The sequence below is a fragment of the Halopelagius fulvigenes genome (assembly GCF_055398025.1).
This window is the reverse complement of record NZ_AP043846.1, coordinates 860120-877605: the sequence shown is the minus strand read 5'-3', so window position 1 is coordinate 877605 and position 17486 is coordinate 860120. Positions and strand designations below refer to the sequence as shown.

Sequence of the window (17486 nt, the reverse complement as noted above, 5' to 3'; positions counted from 1 at the left end):
TCTCAGACCAAGAGCGCCGGGCCGCCGGCGACGAAGTAGCCCACCCCCACCAACGCGAGTCCGCCGAAACGGTGGAGCGAGACGTACCACTCCTCGGGTTCGACCGACCGGGTGTTCCTGAAGCCGACGAGTTCGAACTGCTTGTCGAACTCTATCATCTCCCGCGGCGCGACGAGGAACGGCGTTCCCAAGAGGCCGAAGAGGACCCCGTAGCCGACCGCTTCCGCGGGCATCGGTCCGAACGAGCTCCTGACGGCGGAGAGGAGTACAAGCAGTATCGCCGGCCCGAGGGCGGCGGCGACGGCCTGCCCGCGCGAGACGCCGCGCACCTGCCGGGCCACCCCCGCGAAGACGTACGCGGACCACGCGAGGGCGACGAGCGAGAGGGCGGTGAGCGGTTCGCTCTGGAACCCGACGAGAATCGACCGGACGGCGGCGGCGACGCCGTCGAGCGTTTCCGGGAAGTCGAACGTCCGGGCGGCGCGTTCGACGAGGGACGGGCGGGCCGCCGCGGGGAGGAGGAACGGGACGAACGCCCACCCCGTCCCCGCGAGAACGTCGCCGAACGTCCCGGACGCCTCCGACGCGCCGGTGAGCGTCCAGAGGGTCGCCGCGGCGACGGGCCACCCGAGGAGGACGGCGAGGCCGAAGGAGAGGACGAGGTTCGTCGCCGTCTTCGCGGCGTGAGGTGCGAGTTCCTTCTGAATCGTCTTCGGTTCGTCGCACCCCTCGGCGTCGAAGAAGTCGTCCTCGCAGAACACGTCCGCGGGACGTTCGGGGTTGTCAACCGTCGTGGTACCGGAGACGTGCGTCTCGAAGACGGGGGCGGTGGCGGCGACGCTCCACCCGACGAGGACGGCGACGGCGAAGACGACGACTGCGGCGAGCGTCGGGTTCGCGGGTTCGTCGGCGCGGAACGGGAGGAACAGTCGGACGAGAGGGTCGGGGAGGGCTGACATCCCTCGACAGTCTCTCGGTGCGAACTATCAGTCTTTCTTACTACCTTCCGCGTCGTCCTCCGCGCCCACGTTCCGCATTCGGGCCGTGTAGTCCCACGCGTGCAGTCGTTCGGGGGTGACGCGGATGCGCACCTCCTCGCGGTCGTCCGAGAGCAGTCGGTCGCCGAGTTCGCTGTCGGTGCCGCCGAGGTATCGTTCCAGCAACGACCGGAGGAGCGCCTTCCCCTCGTCGGGTTCGACGGTCGCTGTCCCCCGCCCGCGGACGCCGCGGTACGGTGGGTCGTTCTCGGACACCTCGAACGCCACCTCGGGGTCGTTCCGGAGGTAGCGAACCACGTCGGCGTCCGCACCGGTCGCACAGCGCAGTTCGGGCGTTCCGTCGGGGGTCTCGGTCCACTCGTACCAGAGCGACAGCATCCACGGGTGGCCCTCGGGCGTCCGACAGGAGATTCGGACCGGAACCGTCGCCTCGCGGAGGTACTCGGCCGCCTCGGACTCCGACCACGGGCCGGTCAGGTTCACGCCCGTTCGTACGGACGGCAGGTGGAAAAAACCGCGAGGTGCCGGTCGCCGGAGAAAGGAAGATAGTTCACGCTCCGCGGCCGACTCCGACCCATGACCGAGTATTTCGAGGTTCACTCGCGGGACGGGGCCGCCCGCATCGGCGAACTTCGCCTGTCGGACCCCGTCACGACGCCCGCCCTCGTGGACGTCTCCGAACCGCGTTCGGAAGCCCGCGAGACGCAGTCTCGCGAGGGGTACGTCGAGGACGCGGGCAGTCTCTGGGCCGCACAGCAGGAGGTCCCCGAGGGGTCCGAAGACGCGTTGACCGTCCTCCCCCACCGGGCGTTCCCCGCCGGGACGGACGAACGCGTGCAGGAGTCGTTCGCCGTGGAGTTCCCCGACGTGGACTACCCGCACGCCGCCGTCGTCACCGCCGAGACGGCCGACAACTACGGCGCGGACGCGTACGTCGTCGCCGACGCGCAGGGGTTCGTCGGCCACGCCGCCGCCTTCGAGGAGGAGATTCGCGCCCTGAAGGAGGCGACGCCCGCCGACACCGCCCTCTACCTCTCCGGCGTCGCCACCCCGCGGAACGCCGCCACCCTCGTCTACGCCGGCGTGGACCTCCTCGATTCGAAACTCGCCCGCGTGAAGGGACGAGAGGGGTTCTACCTCACCGGCGAGAACGAGTACTTCCTCGAAGACTTGGACGAACTCCCCTGCCCCTGTTCGGCGTGTCGGACGCCCCGCGAGGAGTTCACCCGCGCGGACTGCGCCGAACACAACGTGAACGCCCTCCGGACGGAACTGGCGACGGTTCGCCGCCGCGTCCGCGACGGCCGCCTCCGCGACTACGTCGAGGGGCAGGCCCGCCACGACCAGTGGCTCACGGCGGCGTTCCGCGAGTTCGACCAGCAGTACGGCTACATGGAGGAGCGAACGCCCCTCATCCGCAACGCCGAACTCTCGGCGGCCACCTCCGACACCGTCCGCCGCGTCGAGATTCAGCGGTTCGCCGAACGCGTGACGACGCGGTACGAGAACCGCTTCCGGAATCCGCTCGTGTTGGTCCCCTGTTCGGCGAAGAAGCCCTACAGCGAGTCGCAGAGTCACGGGCAGTTCCACGACGCCATCCAGTTCCGCGGTCACCTCGCCTCGATGACCTCTCCCATCGGCGTCGTCCCGCAGGAACTCGAACTCACCTACCCGGCGCAACACTACGACTCCGTGGTGACCGGTCGGTGGTCCGAGGACGAGAAGCAGTTCGTCGCGACGGTCCTCCGGCGATATCTGGAGCGAAACGACTACCCGCGCGTCATCGCGCACGTGCCCGACCACGGCTACCGCGACATCTGCGAACGCGTCGAGGCGGAGGTGGACGTGCCGTTCGAGTACACCGTCGAGGACCACCCGACGACGACGGAGTCCATCTCGAACCTCATGTCCGCCCTCGACGGCGAACTGAAGTACTCGAAGCGGGAGCGAGAGCACAACACCGTCAAGGCCCTCGCGGACTACCAGTTCGGACCGGGCGCGGGCGACCAACTGTTCGCCGACGCGGACGTGTCGATGACGAGTCGCTACCCCAAGCTGCAGGTCCGAGACGGCGAGGGCGAACAACTCGCGACGATGGTGCCGCAGTACGGCGTCCTCTCTTTCACCCTCCGCGGCGCGAAGACGTGGGTGGAGTCGGACGCGCCCACCAAGCGAGTCGAGATAGACAACTTCGCGCCGCACGGGAGCGTCCTCGCGCCGGGCGTCGTGGACGCGGACGACGACATCCGCGTCGGCGACGAAGTCGTCGTCGAGGGGCCGAAGGCGTTCGCCGTCGGCCGCGCGGAGATGTTCGGCCGGGAGATGGCCGAGAGCACACGCGGCGTCGCCGTCGAGGTTCGCCACGTCGAAGAGAAGTAGCCTGTTTTCACCTCGAACCCGCGCGGCGTTCGACGACCCTTCCCTCGTCGCCGACGGCGACGGCAGTCTCTCCACCGACCGCGACGCCTCGGAGCGACGCCGACGCCGCCGTCTCGACTCTCTCCCACCCGTTCGAGCCGAACCGCTCGTACACCGCGCCGTCCGCGGTGCAGGCGACGGCTCCGTTCCCGTCCGAAGAGAGCGCGGTGACCGACTCCTCGCAGAGTCGTTCGGGCGTCCACGTCGTCCCGCCGTACCGGTGTATCGCGCCGTCGTCGGCGGCAACGAGGCACGTTTCTGGTCCGGTCGCCGCCGCGTCGGTGAGCGTTCCGTCCGCCCCGACGGGACCGACCGACTCGAACGTCCGCCCGCCGTCTCCCGTCCGGTACGCGCCGTCGTTCGTGTCGCAGAGGAATCCCACCCCGCCGTCGAGGAGGACGACGCCAGCGACGCTCGACCCGCTACCGGGTTTCACCGGGTCGTCCCACGAGAGTTCTCCGTCCCGATAGTACCCTCGGCGGATTCGCCCGGACCCGTCGGCGAGGAGAACCGTCTCGTCGCCTGGTCCCCCCGCCGCGGCGACGGCCGTCACGTTCGACGTGTCGCCGTCCGGGGGGGAGTAATCGACGTGCCGGCCCGTCTCGGGGTCCACCCGACCGACTGCGCCGCCGTCGCCCGCGACCCAGACGCCGCCGGGGGTCGAATCGACGCCGCGAAGCGCGTTCCCGCCCGCGCCGGGGCCGTCCGGGAGGACGACGCGCCAGTCGTCGGTACCGGACCCGGCGACGACGACGCCCCCCGACCCGACGGCGTAGGCGTCGTCGCCCGCTATCGCGGCGTCGAACAGCGTTTCGTCCGTCGCAGCGTCGATAGCGATCCACTCGGGGTCTGGCGCGGGCGGGTCCGGCGTCTCCGGATCGAGCGAGTCGACCGGTCCGGAATCGCCGGCTCTCGCGGGTTCGGTCATCCTCGCGGCATCTCCCGTGGTTCGTTCGGCTGTCGGTTGTTCGGCCGTCGCCTCCGCCTCCGTCCCGCCGTTCGTCCCCGTGGCCTCGTCCGTGCCTCTCGCAGTCGGGCGCGTGTCTGCCCCGTCCGCCGCCTCCGGTTCCGCCTCCATCTCCGCCTCCGGTTCTGGCGAGTACCGGAGGTACTGCACGACCAACGGGACGACGTAGGCGGCGATGGCGACGACGGCAAACAGGCGGTCGAGGGTGGTCAGCGTCCCGAACGCCGTGAGGGCGACGGTGGCGAGGGCGTGGACCCACGTCTTCGTGTACTCGCGGTAGAACGCGACGAAGCCGTCGTCTCGGCGCTCGGAATCCGTCATCCCTTCGAGGTTGTGCCCCCGAACGCTTCAGGGCTTTCGCCGGTTCCGTCGCTCAGGTCAACTTCACGACCGTCGGATGGGCGGCGTCGGCACCGCGCATCGGCGTCCCGTCGTCCCCGACGCGCCACGTCGTCCGTTGCGTGACGTACACGCCGTCGGCGACTGCGAGGCCGTTTGCGGAACTATCGAGCGTCAGTTCCCACAGCGTCTCACCCGTCTTCCGGTCGTACGCGCCGACGCGACCCCTCCGCGCGTCCCTCCCTCTCCCGTGGTCGTCGAACCCGGCGCGGACTATCGTCTCCGCGCCGGCGACGAGGTGCGTCGGGTGGTACGAGAGCGGCGTTCGCCACCGACTCCGGAAACGGAAATCGACGGAGTGCGTGGTCGTTGCCCGCGACGGCGAGCGTCCGGTCTCCGAGGGGGACCGGCGACGTCGCACGCGAGGGACGGCGACGCCCTCGTGGACGAGGCGGTGGGCGCGTTCGCGGACGACCCCGACGGCTAAACCCTCGATTAAGCCGGAACTCCGACACTAAACTTCCCGTTCTACCCCCGAACTTCGACGGATTTCCTTGAACAGTCAAAAATTTAAATACTAACGGGATGCCACGTTGACATGATGAGCCATCCCTGCGACGTGACCTCCAACGCCCTCGAAGAACTCCCCGACGAGGACGCTCTCGACTGGACCGCGGTCCGGAGTCTCCTGACCGCGAACGCCGAAACCACGCGGGCCCTCGAAGCGTACTTCGTCCGGGCGCAGTACCGCGACGACGAGTCCTCCGACCTCTCGTCGGCGAAAGAGCACATCCGCGAGGCCATCGACCGCCACGAGGCCATCGTGGAGGATCTGGAACTCGCTCTCGCCGCCGCCGACGAACGCGAACGAATCGACGCCGACTGACCGGCCGACGCCCGCCGCCCCCTCTCCGCCCCTCACTTCTGTCGCCATTGTCCCTTTTCAGCGGTTTAACTTCCGTTCATGACACTCAGATAAACAAGGCCTATTTATCCCCGGACGGAGATTGTTCGCTCGTATGAAGCTGGCGGTCCCTACGGATTTCGACATCTTGGATGCCCTTTCCGACGGACGACGGAACACCGCCGTCAACCTCTCTTACGTGCTCGACAAAAACCGGTCGTACATCAACACCCGCCTCCCCATCCTCGCGGACTACGGACTGGTGGAGCGTGTTGGTCCCGCGCCGAACTCCGGGCTCTACGAGATCACCGAGAAGGGGCGAGTCGTGGTCGAACTGCGCGACAAGTACCGAACCGAAGGCGTCGACTTCGACGCACTCGTCGAGGAGCGACTCGCAGAGCGAACCGAGTAAGCGTTCTGTCGGCGGCCGCGTGCGCCCGCAAACGGGCCTCACTGCCAGCTTCACCCCCTCTCACCAACGTTCTTCTACTGCTAGTATACACCTCTAGTACGACGAGCAACGCGCGAATCGACCTTCTCCGCTTTTCCGGCCACGCAGCGGCGCGGTTCCGCGGTTCGCGTCGGTCGTCCCGCGACTTTTTCATCCGGCGGACCGAGTAGTCGCGTATGGTTGAGGACTCCGAGCGAGAACTCTCTCTGGGCGTTCCCCAGCAGATACTCGACTCGCTCCCCGAAGACGGGGGTAACGCCGAGGCGGACATGAAGCGAGCGGTCGGCGGCCTCGAATCCCGGCTGAACCGACTCGTCGCGGAGGCCGAGAGCGACGCGCAGGCGGCGGGTCACGTCGTCGATTTCGTCGAACACCTCGAAGAGCGGATGGAGACGTACGACGAGTTCGTCCCCGAACTCCGCGCGTGGGGGCAATCGCCCATCTACGCCATCGCGTGGCGCAACCTGCAGGCCGACCTCATCATGCAGATAAACGAACACGAGTGGCTGGCCGACCACGTCGACCGCGAGCGAAACTACCGCCTCGTCGAGGACGGCATCCGGTTCGGAAAGCGCTGACGGCGCGACGGCGCGCACCTTTTTTGCCCGGCGAGACGCATCGAGGCGTATGGACGTACAGCTACGGTTCTTCGCCACGTTCCGCGAGGCCGTCGGTTCGAAGACCATCGAACGCGAGTATGCCGAGGACGCCACCGTCGGCGACGTCCTCCGCGCCCTCGAAGAGGAGTTCGACGGCCTGTCGGGCCAACTACTCGAAGACGGACGGGTCCGTTCGCAGGTGAACGTGCTCCGAAACGGACGGGACGTCGAGTACCAAGACGGGGTGGAGACGCGGTTCGAATCGGGCGACACGCTCAGCGTGTTCCCGCCCGTCGCGGGGGGATAGTCGTGTCCGACGACGCGACGACGGTCACGCGCGAGAAGTCCTTCCGCGGCATCTCCAAGCGACTCGCCAGACACTACCTCGTGAACTTGGGCGGCGAGGAGGCGGACGAGGACACCGTCGTCGCCGACGACTGGCGGGCGACGCTCGACGCCGAGAAGGTATCCATCGGGCCGACGATGTCGCTGACGGAGGTGACGGTGTCGTTCGAGGGCGACCCCGAGGTGCTCGAGGGACTCGTCGAACGCTTCTCGCAGAAGGCCATGCGCGCCGGGGGCTAACCGTGGACGAAGACGCCGTAGACGGGTCCGAACTGCCTCTGGACGGCGACGTACTCGTCCTCGCGGGGGCGAAAGCTAGCGTCTCGCCCGACAGACTCCCCGAACTCGTCCGACGGGCGCAACGACACCTCGCGCCCAGACTCGACGAGTACGAACGCACCTATGAGACCGTCGAGGACGACGAGGAACGCGCCGTCTTCCTCGTCCCGACGGACTTTTGGGAGGAGGTGGGGTCGGAACTCGGCCTCGAAGCGCGCGAGGCCGACGCACTCAGGCGCGCGCACGCCCAGCAACTCCGACGCATCGGGTCGAAGGCGGACCGGAGAGAGGAGTTCGTCACCGCGTTGGAGATACGAGAGGCCCTCGTCGTTGGTCGGGACTCGGTCTGACCGAGGTTCCCGGTCCTCGAACGAGACAATCGACCGACTGCGAGAGGGTAGCGTCGCTCTGGCTTTCGAAACGATACCTGTTTGTGTGGCCGCGGCCGAAGCCTCAGGTCATGAACCTCCGCGTCCCTCCCGAGGTCAGACGCGGCGTCCGCGACGCGGCGCCCGTCGCTCTCGGCCTCGTCCCGTTCGGCCTCGTCTCGGGCGTGGCCGCCGTCGAGGCCGGCCTCTCGCTCGCGCAGGCGATGGGACTCTCCGTCCTCGTGTACGCGGGCACCTCGCAGTTGGCGGCCATCGACCTGTTGGGTCGAAACGCGGAACTGGTCGTCGTCGTCCTCACGGCGGTGGTCATCAACCTCCGGATGACGATGTACTCCGCCTCCATCGCGCCGTACTTCCGGTCGTTCAGCGCTCGGTGGAAGGCGCTCTGCTCGTACGCGCTGACGGACCAAGCGTACGCCCTCGCCATCGCCCGGTACGCGGACGAGCAACTGAACGCCGCCGCGCGACGGCGGTACTTCCTCAGCGCGGGCTTTTTCATCTGGCTCGTCTGGCAGGTCTGTACCGTCGCGGGCGTCTTCCTCGGGACGGGCCTCCCCTCCTCGTGGGGGTTGGAGTTCGCCGTCCCCCTCGTCTTCCTCGGCCTCCTCGTCCCCGTCGTCTCGGACGCGCCCACCGTCGCCGCGGCGGCCGTCGGGGGGTCCGTCGCCGTCGTCGGCGAGGCCCTCGCGTTCCCGTTCAACCTCGGCCTGATGGCCGGGGCCGTCGCGGGCGTCCTCGCGGGCGTCCTCGCCGAGGAACTCACGGGTGAGGTGCCGGACGCGGGCCTCGGGGAGGTGGAGAACTGATGGCGACCGACTACGGACCGCTCCCCATCTGGGCCGTCATCGTCGCCGCCGGCGTCGCCACGTTCGCAATCCGGGGGTCGTTCGTCTACCTGTTCGGCCGCATCGACGAGGTGCCCCCGTCCGTCACGCGCGCACTCCGGTACGTCCCGCCCGCGGTGTTCGCCGCCCTCGTCGCGCCCTCGTTGGTCGTCGTCGAGGGATCCGTCGCCGTCGGCCCCGGCAACGAACGCCTCCTCGCGGGCGTCGTCGCCGCCGCCGCGACGTGGTACGCCGACAGCCTCCTCGTCACCATCTCCGTCGGCATGGTGACGCTGTGGCTCCTGCGCTTCGCGGTTTGAGGGACGCTCGCCGCCGAACGCGGCGTACCCGACGCTCGCGGGTCGGGCGTGCGGCACGCGGCGTGGAAAAAGTGATCGAAGGCGAATCAGTCGTCCGCGGGCGTCGCGCCGCCACTGCCGCGGGAGACGCCGGTTCCGGGGCCGACGTCGATGCCGAGTTCTTCGAGGCGTTCGTCGGGGACGACGCCGTCGACCCACCCGCGACGCTCGTAGTACTCCGCTTTCATCTCGTCGAGTTCGCACAGTTCGCCCTCTGAGGCGCCCTGTCCGGGCATGGCGTTGTCGCCCTCGACGAAGCGGTTCGGCAGGGAGTCGTCCGACCCCTCGAAGCCCGCGAGGTTGTTGTAGTAGCGCTCCAGCGTGTAGATGCGGTCGCCCGTCTCCATCAGTTCGTCCTCCGTCAGGTCGCGGCCCGTCATGCCGTTGTACTGGAGGACGTACTCCTCGACGCCCTCCGCGAAGGCGTTGAACTTGCAGATGTCGAAGCTGTCGGAGATGGCGTGCAGATCCTGGAACAGAGCGCACAGTTCGCCTTTACCCTCCCACTCGTAGGGGTCCACCTTCTCGGGGATGCCGAGAATCTCCGCCGACGGCGTGTACCCGCGGAGGTGGCACGCGCCGCGGTTCGAGGTGGCGTAGCCGATTCCCATCCCCTTCATGCAGCGGGGGTCGTAGGCGGGAATCGTCTGGCCCTTGACGGCCAGCGAGTTGTCCTCGGCGTCGCGTTCGTCGGCGATGCGCTCTGCGCCCTTCGCCAGTAGGTCGCCGAGTTCGGTCTCGCGGTGGGCGATGTCCTCCAACACGTCCATCATGTGGTCGGCGTCGCCCCACTCGATCCCCTCGTCTAAGTCGTCGAGTTTGCCCTCCTCGGTCATCTCCATCGCCATGGCGATCATGTTGCCCGCCTCGATGGTGTCGAGACCGAGGTCGTTGCACATGTCGATCATGACCGCGATCTTGTCGCGGTCGTCGTTCATCGAGTTCGGGCCGAGGGCGTACGCGGACTCGTACTCGTAGGACTCGCCGCGGACGTTCAGTTCCTCGCCCTTGCGTTCGACGGTGACCTCCGTCTCCTTCTTACAGGCGACGGGGCAGGAGTGACACGTCGGTTCGTCCACGAGGATGTTCTCGCGGACGTTCTCGCCCGAGACGCTCTCGGGGTCGACGTTCACGTCGTCGGGCATCGCCTCCGCCTCGCTGTGCCCGGAGGTGAACTTCCCGTTGCGCACCGGGAGGCCGTCCATCTCCTCGGTCAGGTTCATCAGGACGTTCGTCCCGTACAGCGAGAGGCCGCCCTCGTTCGGCGCGGTCACGTCGGACTCGGTGATGAGTTGCATCGCCTGCTGGTAGCCCTCGGTGAACGTCTCCGCGTCCGCGGGCTTGGGCATCTTCGTGCCCGACTTGATGACGATGGCCTTGAGGTTCTTCGACCCCATGACGCACCCCGTGCCGCCGCGACCGGACGCCCGGTCGTCCTCGTTGAGGATGGCGGCGTAGCGGACCTGATTCTCGCCGCCGGGGCCGATGGCCATGAGGCTCATGTTCTTGCCGTAGGAGCCCTCGCACTCCTCTTCGAGCGTGTCCCGCGTCTCGTGGACGCCCTTCCCCCAGAGGTGGGAGGCGTCCCGGAGTTCGATCTCGCCGTCCTCGACGACGGCGTAGACGGGGTCGTCCGACTGCCCCTCGAACAGCAGTCCGTCGAACCCGGACCACTTGAGGCGCGCGCCGGACCACCCGCCGTGGTGGGAGTCCGTCACCGTCCCCGTGAGCGGGGACTTCGTGCAGACCGCGATTCGACCGCTCATCGGGGCCTGCGTCCCCGTCAGCGGGCCGTTCACGAACGCGAGGAGGTTGTCCGGCCCCAACGGGTCAACCTCCGGCCCCTGGTCGAAGACGTACTTCACGCCGAGTCCCCGGCCGCCGATGTACTTCTTGGCGTCCTCGTCGTCTATCCCCTCGTACCGCACCTCGCCCGACGAGAGGTCGACCCGAGCGACGTTGTCCTGGAATCCTCCTAACTCTGTCATGGTCGTTCGTGGTTAAGTACGGCCCGCGTCCTGTTAGTCGTTACCACGTGGTAGTAACCGGGAGCGGTTACGTCCGTCCCGTCGTTCGATTTCCGTCGGCTGCGAGAGGCGCGGGGGCACCCCCTCTGCGGCGACGACGCAGACGAAGCGGATTTACGGACTCGTCGGGTACGGGAGCGTAATGAGTAAGCCGAGCCCCGAAGTGTACGAGCGGGGGAAGGGCATGGACGCCCACAATCAGGTGATGCGCGAGATACGGTCGCGCAAGGACAGGACATACGACCCGCACGAACCGACGCGCGTCTGGATAGACGAGGACAACACGCCGGACGGCGTCAAGCAGTCGCTCACTATCATCCTCAACACCGGCGGGTGTCGCTGGGCGCGCGCCGGCGGGTGTACGATGTGCGGGTACGTCGCCGAGTCCGTCGAGGGCGGCAGCGTCGCCCACGAGGCGTTGATGGACCAGATTCGGGTCTGTCTCGACCACGAGGAGGAGAACGCCGAGGAACCCTCCGAACTCGTCAAAATCTACACCTCGGGCTCGTTCCTCGACGAACGCGAGGTCGGCGCGGAGACGCGCGCGGCCATCGGCGAGACGTTCGCCGACCGAGAGCGCATCGTCGTCGAGTCGCTCCCGGACTTCGTGGAACGCGAGAAACTCGAGGACTTCACCGGCGTCGGCTTGGAGACGGACGTGGCCGTCGGCTTGGAGACGGCGACGGACCGGGTGCGCCACGACTGCGTGAACAAGTACTTCGACTTCTCCGACTTCGAGGACGCCTGCGCGGAGGCCGCGGAGGCCGGCGCGGGCGTGAAGGCGTACCTGCTGATGAAGCCGCCGTTCCTCACCGAGTCGGAGGCGCTCGAGGACATGAAGTCCTCCGTCCGGCGGTGCGCCGAGGTGGAGAACTGCCACACCGTCTCGATGAACCCGACGAACGTCCAGCGGTACACGATGGTGGACGAACTCTACTTCAACGGCGGCTACCGCCCGCCGTGGCTCTGGTCGGTCGCCGACGTGCTGGAATCGACCGCCGACGCGGACGCCATCGTCGTCTCCGATCCCGTCGGTCACGGATCCGACCGCGGCCCGCACAACTGCGGCGACTGCGACGACCTGGTGCAGAAGGCCATCAAGGACTTCGACCTGCGGCAGGACCCCTCGGTGTTCGAGCAGGTGTCCTGCGAGTGCGAGGGGACGTGGGAAGTCGTCCTAGAGGAGGAGACGAGTTACTCGATGCCGCTGACGCGGTAGTTAAGCGGCCGCAAACTCCGGTAGGCGCTCGTTACCGCCCGCGAAGGCGGCGCGTAGTCTTGTTCTCTCCCGCCCTCGCTTTCGACCGAGTGCGACGCCTCCGCGCACGGTTCCACGCGAGGGCGTCGCCCGTCCAAAACGATGTACACGTACAACACGGTCTACTACGAAGACGGTTGGCTGGAAATCTCCGCGGAAGAAAACGCCGACGCGTGGATCGCCACCAGTTCGCCGAGCGAAGTCGTCCCCTGAGACGGGACCGAACGTCGCTCTTCGAACGCCGATTACGCGGCCTCGAACCCCGCGAGGATGCCCCGACCGTCGGTGCTCTCTCCCGCGTCGGGGAGGCAGGCGCGTTCGGGGTGCGGCATCAGCACGGCGACGTTGTCGCGTTCGCCGAGGATGCCCGCGACGTTGCCGCGAGAGCCGTTGGGGTTCGCCTCCTCGGTGACGTTCCCGTCGGCGTCGCAGTACCGAAAGAGGACGCGGTCCGCCGCCTCTAGCTCCTCGTAGCGGTCGTCGCTTATCTCGAACCGACCCTCGCCGTGAGCGATGGGCAGTTCTATCACGTCGCCCTCCTCGTACGCCGCGGTCCACGGCGTGCCGGCGTTCTCCACCCGGAGGTGGACGCGTTCGCACTGGAAGCGCGCGCTCTCGTTCGTCGTGAACGCGCCGCCGGTGAGGCCGGATTCGGAGCCTATCTGCGCGCCGTTGCAGACGCCGAGGACGGGGACGCCCCGTTCGGCGGCCTCCCGAACCTCGTTCATTACGGGCGACCGCGCCGCCATCGCTCCGGCGCGGAGGTAGTCGCCGTAGGAGAACCCCCCGGGGAGGACGACGCCGGTCACGTCGTCCGGGAGGCCGTCCTCGTGCCACGCCCGTTCGGCGTCGATGCCGAGGTGCGAGAGCGCTTGCACGGCGTCTCTGTCGCAGTTCGACCCGCCGAACTGGACGACGGCGACCGTCATCGGGTGACGCCTCCGTTCGTCGCCTCGACGGGCGGCGTCGAGAGGGCGACCGTCATCGGGAGACGCCTCCGTGTACCGTCAGTTCGCGGAACATCTACGCTTCCGCCACCTCGACGTCGTAGTCGTGGATGGTCGGGTTCGCGAGGAGTCGTTCCGCCATCTCGTCGGCGCGGTCCTCGGCCTCGCCCGCCGACTCGGCGTCTACGTCCACCTCGAACTGGTCCGCGGAGCGGAGCGTCTCCAACTCGAAGCCGAGTCGTTCGAGCGCTCGCTTCGTGGTTTCGGCCTCCGGGTCGAGGACGCCGCGCTTCAGGCGGACCGTCACCGTCGCGGTGTAGGTCGTCATCGTGTTTGGGTGCGCGGTCATGGGCAAAAGACGTTTTGGACTGCCTTCGATATGCACGAACGTGGTGAACACGGCCGGGACGGGGGCCGACCGCGACGGCGCGGGCGCAGCGGCGTCGGCGAGTCGGAAGCGCGGGGGAGACGGCCGCCTCGCGGCGACGACGGCCGAAAGACGCGCGGAGATGGACACCCTTTTGCGTTCGGATACCCTCGAACCGTCGATGACTCCGTTCGAAAGCAGCTGGAGGTGGGACCGATGACTGACCTGACCGAGATCACCGTCATCGGAGGAGACAAGACCGGACTTATCGCGAACGTCACCACCCTGCTGTTCGAGCGCGGAATCAACGTCGAGGACTTAGATCAGGCGGTCCGCGACGGCATCTTCCGGATGACGCTCCACGCGGACACCTCCGAGATGGTCTGCACCGAGGAGACGCTCCGGGACGCACTCTCTGATCTCGGCGACGAACTCGGCGTGGACGTGCAGGTCCGCTTCCCGTCGGACCGCGAGACGAAGCAGATCGCCGTGCTCACGACCAAGGAGTCGCACTGTCTGGAGGCCCTCTTCGAGGCGTGGACGAACGACGAACTCGGCGCGGACATCTCCGTCGTCATCGGGAACCGCGACTCCCTCGAACCGCTGGCCTCGCAGTACGACGTGCCGTTCCACGACATCGGCGACGAGAAGGGGTCGCCCGACGAGGACGAACTGCTCGAACTGCTCGAACGCTACGACGTGGACCTCATCGTCCTCGCGCGCTACATGCGCATCCTCGGCCCGAACGTCGTGTTCCGCTACGAGGACCGCATCATCAACATCCACCCCTCCCTGTTGCCGGCGTTCCCCGGCGCGGCCGCCTACCGGCAGGCCAAGGAGGAGGGCGTCCGCATCGCGGGCGTCACCGCCCACTACGTGACGACGGACCTGGACCAAGGCCCCATCATCACCCAACGGGCGTTCGACGTGCCGGACGACGCCAGCGTCGAGGAGATAAAGGAACTCGGGCAACCGCTGGAGGCCGACGCCCTCCTCGAAGCGGTCCAACTCCACCTCGACGGCGCGGTCAGCGTCCACCGCGGCCGGACCAGCGTCCGCCAGGACGCCGACGAGTCCGACTACCAACTCGGCATGACGAAGCAGGCCCGCGAGGCGAACCCGGACCGCCCCGTCGACGGACTCGGCGACGCACTCGCCGACGCGCCCGAGATGGAGGACGGGGACGACGAACCGGCGGACGACGCCCGCGACGAGGCGGCGCCGGACCCCTCCGACGACTGACGCCCGACGCTCCGATTCTCCGACTCTCAGGGGCCGAAGCGGTCGAACCCGCCCCGCCACTCTTCTACCGTCTCGCCGCTTCGACTTCCGAAGTAGAGCGCTCCGTCGGCCACCGACGGCGCGCACGTCACCGTCCGCGCTATCGACCGACGCCAGCGCTCGGTCCCGTCGAACCCGACTTCGTAGACGGTTCCTTCCCACGTGACGCCGTAGACGCCGTCCTCGGCCGCGACCGGCGCGTAGTGGCGTTCGTCGGCGGGGCCGGCGGTCCACGCCGTCTCGCCCGTCTCGCGGTCGAACGCACGAAGCGGCGCGTTCCACCCGCCGACGAGGACGACTCCGCCCGCGAGGACGGGTTGCTCGTACCGGAGGTAGTCGCCGTCAGCCGCCCCGTTCCGCGTCCACTCGACGCTCCCGTCGGCCATCGAAACCGCCGAGAGGACGCCCTCCTCGTCGACCGAGAAGCACCGCTTCTCGCCCACCGCCGCGGGGTCGTAGGTGGCGGCCACGTCGGCCTCCCACCGCACGCTCCCGTCCTCGGCGTCGAGACAGAACAGACCGCCGCCGTTCCCGTCGTACCCGTTCGAGACGACGACTCGGTCCTCGGTCGCCGAACACGTCTGCACGGCGGGCATCTCCACGTCCGTCCGCCAGAGGCGTTCGCCGGTCGCGGCGTCAAGTGCGAGGAACCGCCGGCCGCCGACGTAGACGCGCCCTCGACGGACGGCGGGCGAGACGTGCGGGAAGCCGTATCCGCTCCGGTAGCGCCAGTTCACCGCGCCCGTCTCCGCGTCGACGGCGCGGGTCCCGTTCGTGTCCTCGACGAGGACGGTGTTCCCGACGACCGTCGGCACTCCCACGTCGGGTTCGGTGGGGAGACGCCACCGCTCGGACCCCTCTCGGTCCGCCGCGATGACGCCCGAGAACGGGTCGTCTCCGTCTCCGCCGCCCGGGTCGAACCACCGTCGGACGACGAACAGGAAGAAATCCGGGCCGACGACGACCTGTCGCTCGGGGAAGTGATTCGCCCCGTGCAGGCGCGTCAGTCGGGCGTCGGCGTCCGGTCCCGGCCCGTCGGCGGACGCCGTCCGACGGGCGTCGCCACCCAGCGTCGGCCACGGGCCGGAGTCGCCCGACACGTCGGCGTCGCGTTCGTGCGTGCGGGGGAGATACCGCGCTCGAAGGCCGGTACACCCCGCGGTGCCGAGGGCGGCGGCGGAACCGAGGGCGGCGAGGACGCGTCTGCGGGTCGGAGGGTGCACGGTGACACGCTCGAAAAACGGAGTAATAGGTCTTCTGTCACGTCGCCGCGACGCAGTTGCCGAGGCTCGTGCGATGTCCGTCGTGGATTCCGGACTCCGCCGCCTCGCCTTCGTCCTCTACGGCGGATGGGCGTTCGTCGCGGGCGGCCTTCGTCGGCGCGGGGGTACTCACCGTCGTCGGCGCCGCCGGCCTCGGCGAACGGGCGGTCCGCGTCGTCCAGTCGTGATTCGAGTGATCAGAGGTCCCGGACGCGTTCGACGGCCTCAGAGACGCCGGGCGCGTCGAACCACTCCGCGCCGGTGTAGGCGTTCGTCCCGGCGGCGTACATCTCCGCCACCGCGTCGAGGACGTCCGCGGGAAGCGGTTCGGGGTCGCGTTCGCAGAGGGTCCGCCAGTCGGCGACGCCCTCGGCGTCCGCGCGGGACTTCGCCTCCGAGACGGCGTCGACCCACTCGGGGTCCGCGCGCTTGTAGTACTGCCGGACGACTTCCTTCGACACCTCCTGGCCCTCGTAGGAGAAGCGGTTCTCGTCGAACGTGCCGACCACGTCCGCGACTTTGACGGTTCCGTCGTGGTACAGACACTCTATCTTCCCGTCCTCGTGGACGAACCCGCCGCGTTCCGCGCGGCCGTTGAGGACGTGGTTGACCGCGAGGGCGAGTTCCTCGAGGCGGTCGATATCGACCGCGCCGGCGATTTCGTCGGCCTCCCCGCGGTCCAGATACCGGTCCTGTTCCTCGTACTTGGTGGAGAACTCGACGACCGGTTCGGGGAGTTCGACCGCTTCGTCGGGCCACTCCTCGTAGTCGAGGCCGTACGCCGCGGGCGTTCCGCGCTTGCGGAGACTCGACCCGACGGGGACGGTGTTCCGGAAGACGATTTCGAGCGGAATCAGGTAGTTCTTCCCCGCCGCCTCGTGGTAGGCGTCGTAGTCGTACGCTCCGTCGCCGACGTAGGGGAGGTCCGGCACCTGCGTCAGTTCGATCGCCATCTCCGTCGGCGGTTCCTCGCACTCGCCGAGTTCCTTCACCTCGCCGTCTTCGACCACCCCCACGTAGTGCGTCGGCACGTGGTTCACGTCGAGAAGTTCGAAGTTGTGCGCGCCCATCGTACAGAGGGACGCGCCCTTCCCCTCGATGTGGTCGGGCATCTCGCCCCAGTCGAACACGGAGTACTGGTCGGTGAAGACGAACCGCCCCCGTCCGAGTTCGTCGGCCGTTGGAGACTCCTCGACTCGGAACTCCTTCACGCTGGTCATGTGCCTCCGTGGCCCCCCATCGCACAAGTAACCTTCCACTTCCGTGCCCACCGACCCCGTTAACGGGGCATTTCATATGCACGTTCGTGGTTATTGCCTTGATAACCGGATCGGCGCGACACTTTTCATCTAGGACTTTCTACTGGTAGTATGGACGACGAGTTTGGCGGCGACTCCGGACGACGTTCGGCGAGCCGCCGAGATACCCTCGGCGACGTCGCGGACGCGCTGGCGACCGCCGAGAGTGCGACT

General features: G+C 68.1%; 22 protein-coding genes. 12 read left to right on the top strand and 10 right to left on the bottom strand.

Translation table 11 applies throughout. The features are described from left to right. Positions 1-2: 2 nt before the first annotated feature. The gene (locus ACZ522_RS09065) at positions 3-959 is read right to left on the bottom strand and encodes a Yip1 family protein (protein ID WP_379692717.1); all 957 of its coding nucleotides are present in this window, start codon (positions 957-959) and stop codon (positions 3-5) included. 27 nt (positions 960-986) lie between these two features. Then, the gene (locus ACZ522_RS09060; protein ID WP_379692718.1) at positions 987-1481 is read right to left on the bottom strand and encodes a pyridoxamine 5'-phosphate oxidase family protein; all 495 of its coding nucleotides are present in this window, start codon (positions 1479-1481) and stop codon (positions 987-989) included. A 93-nt stretch (positions 1482-1574) separates the two neighbouring features. Between ACZ522_RS09060 and arcS the strand changes: the two genes are divergently transcribed. Further along, the gene (arcS, locus tag ACZ522_RS09055) at positions 1575-3377 is read left to right on the top strand and encodes an archaeosine synthase subunit alpha (RefSeq protein WP_379692719.1); all 1803 of its coding nucleotides are present in this window, start codon (positions 1575-1577) and stop codon (positions 3375-3377) included. Between the two features lie 7 nt (positions 3378-3384). Here the strand turns inward: arcS and ACZ522_RS09050 are convergent, their stop codons facing one another. Next, entirely contained in the window at positions 3385-4704 is a 1320-nt protein-coding gene (locus tag ACZ522_RS09050; RefSeq protein ID WP_379692720.1) for a WD40/YVTN/BNR-like repeat-containing protein, read from the bottom strand. A 52-nt stretch (positions 4705-4756) separates the two neighbouring features. Then, complete coding sequence (locus ACZ522_RS09045) at positions 4757-5143, bottom strand: hypothetical protein (protein WP_379692721.1); 387 nt, start codon at positions 5141-5143, stop codon at positions 4757-4759. A gap of 177 nt (positions 5144-5320) precedes the next feature. On the opposite strand from ACZ522_RS09045, the gene ACZ522_RS09040 reads away from it, so the two are divergent. The 8 genes from ACZ522_RS09040 to ACZ522_RS09005 all read left to right on the top strand — a co-directional run bounded on the left by ACZ522_RS09040 (position 5321) and on the right by ACZ522_RS09005 (position 8833). Then, complete coding sequence (locus ACZ522_RS09040) at positions 5321-5608, top strand: DUF8103 family protein (RefSeq protein WP_379692722.1); 288 nt, start codon at positions 5321-5323, stop codon at positions 5606-5608. A gap of 133 nt (positions 5609-5741) precedes the next feature. Beyond that, entirely contained in the window at positions 5742-6038 is a 297-nt protein-coding gene (locus tag ACZ522_RS09035; protein ID WP_379692723.1) for an ArsR family transcriptional regulator, read from the top strand. A gap of 215 nt (positions 6039-6253) precedes the next feature. After that, entirely contained in the window at positions 6254-6655 is a 402-nt protein-coding gene (locus tag ACZ522_RS09030; protein WP_379692724.1) for a hypothetical protein, read from the top strand. 49 nt (positions 6656-6704) lie between these two features. Next, positions 6705-6983, top strand: coding sequence for a ubiquitin-like small modifier protein 1 (locus tag ACZ522_RS09025; protein ID WP_379692725.1), 279 nt, complete (start codon positions 6705-6707; stop codon positions 6981-6983). A 2-nt stretch (positions 6984-6985) separates the two neighbouring features. After that, a complete protein-coding gene (locus ACZ522_RS09020) occupies positions 6986-7261 on the top strand; it encodes a MoaD-like domain-containing protein (RefSeq protein WP_379692727.1) in 276 nt (91 codons plus the stop codon). Positions 7262-7263: 2 nt separating this feature from the next. Next, positions 7264-7650 (top strand): DUF8048 family protein, encoded by a 387-nt coding sequence (locus tag ACZ522_RS09015; RefSeq protein WP_379692729.1) that lies wholly within the window; start codon positions 7264-7266, stop codon positions 7648-7650. Between the two features lie 110 nt (positions 7651-7760). Further along, positions 7761-8495 (top strand): AzlC family ABC transporter permease, encoded by a 735-nt coding sequence (locus ACZ522_RS09010; protein ID WP_379692731.1) that lies wholly within the window; start codon positions 7761-7763, stop codon positions 8493-8495. Further along, positions 8495-8833 (top strand): AzlD domain-containing protein, encoded by a 339-nt coding sequence (locus ACZ522_RS09005; protein ID WP_379692733.1) that lies wholly within the window; start codon positions 8495-8497, stop codon positions 8831-8833. Before ACZ522_RS09010 ends, ACZ522_RS09005 begins: the two co-directional genes overlap by 1 nt. Positions 8834-8919: 86 nt before the next feature. Here ACZ522_RS09005 and ACZ522_RS09000 read toward each other — a convergent pair whose 3' ends face one another. Next, complete coding sequence (locus tag ACZ522_RS09000) at positions 8920-10860, bottom strand: aldehyde ferredoxin oxidoreductase family protein (RefSeq protein ID WP_379692735.1); 1941 nt, start codon at positions 10858-10860, stop codon at positions 8920-8922. Between the two features lie 181 nt (positions 10861-11041). Between ACZ522_RS09000 and ACZ522_RS08995 the strand changes: the two genes are divergently transcribed. Next, complete coding sequence (locus tag ACZ522_RS08995; RefSeq protein ID WP_379692737.1) at positions 11042-12118, top strand: archaeosine biosynthesis radical SAM protein RaSEA; 1077 nt, start codon at positions 11042-11044, stop codon at positions 12116-12118. 284 nt (positions 12119-12402) lie between these two features. On the opposite strand, the gene purQ is transcribed toward ACZ522_RS08995, so the two are convergent. Both purQ and purS read right to left on the bottom strand, forming a co-directional pair. After that, positions 12403-13086: a phosphoribosylformylglycinamidine synthase I gene (gene purQ, locus ACZ522_RS08990; protein WP_379692739.1), complete on the bottom strand. Its 684-nt coding sequence runs from the start codon at positions 13084-13086 to the stop codon at positions 12403-12405. Between the two features lie 94 nt (positions 13087-13180). Continuing rightward, positions 13181-13432 (bottom strand): phosphoribosylformylglycinamidine synthase subunit PurS, encoded by a 252-nt coding sequence (gene purS / locus ACZ522_RS08985; protein ID WP_379692741.1) that lies wholly within the window; start codon positions 13430-13432, stop codon positions 13181-13183. A 61-nt stretch (positions 13433-13493) separates the two neighbouring features. Between purS and ACZ522_RS08980 the strand changes: the two genes are divergently transcribed. After that, on the top strand, positions 13494-13691 hold the full coding sequence (locus ACZ522_RS08980; RefSeq protein ID WP_379692743.1) for a hypothetical protein: 198 nt from the start codon (positions 13494-13496) through the stop codon (positions 13689-13691). Continuing rightward, the gene (locus ACZ522_RS08975; protein WP_379692745.1) at positions 13688-14713 is read left to right on the top strand and encodes a formyltetrahydrofolate deformylase; all 1026 of its coding nucleotides are present in this window, start codon (positions 13688-13690) and stop codon (positions 14711-14713) included. The genes ACZ522_RS08980 and ACZ522_RS08975 overlap by 4 nt, the downstream gene beginning before the upstream one ends. A 26-nt stretch (positions 14714-14739) precedes the next feature. Here ACZ522_RS08975 and ACZ522_RS08970 read toward each other — a convergent pair whose 3' ends face one another. From ACZ522_RS08970 to ACZ522_RS08960, 3 genes are all read right to left on the bottom strand, one after another. Continuing rightward, the gene (locus ACZ522_RS08970) at positions 14740-15975 is read right to left on the bottom strand and encodes an outer membrane protein assembly factor BamB family protein (RefSeq protein WP_379692747.1); all 1236 of its coding nucleotides are present in this window, start codon (positions 15973-15975) and stop codon (positions 14740-14742) included. Between the two features lie 37 nt (positions 15976-16012). Then, a complete protein-coding gene (locus ACZ522_RS08965) occupies positions 16013-16147 on the bottom strand; it encodes a hypothetical protein (protein WP_379692749.1) in 135 nt (44 codons plus the stop codon). Between the two features lie 64 nt (positions 16148-16211). Next, positions 16212-17234, bottom strand: coding sequence for a phosphoribosylaminoimidazolesuccinocarboxamide synthase (locus ACZ522_RS08960; RefSeq protein WP_379692751.1), 1023 nt, complete (start codon positions 17232-17234; stop codon positions 16212-16214). Positions 17235-17486 lie beyond the last annotated feature (252 nt).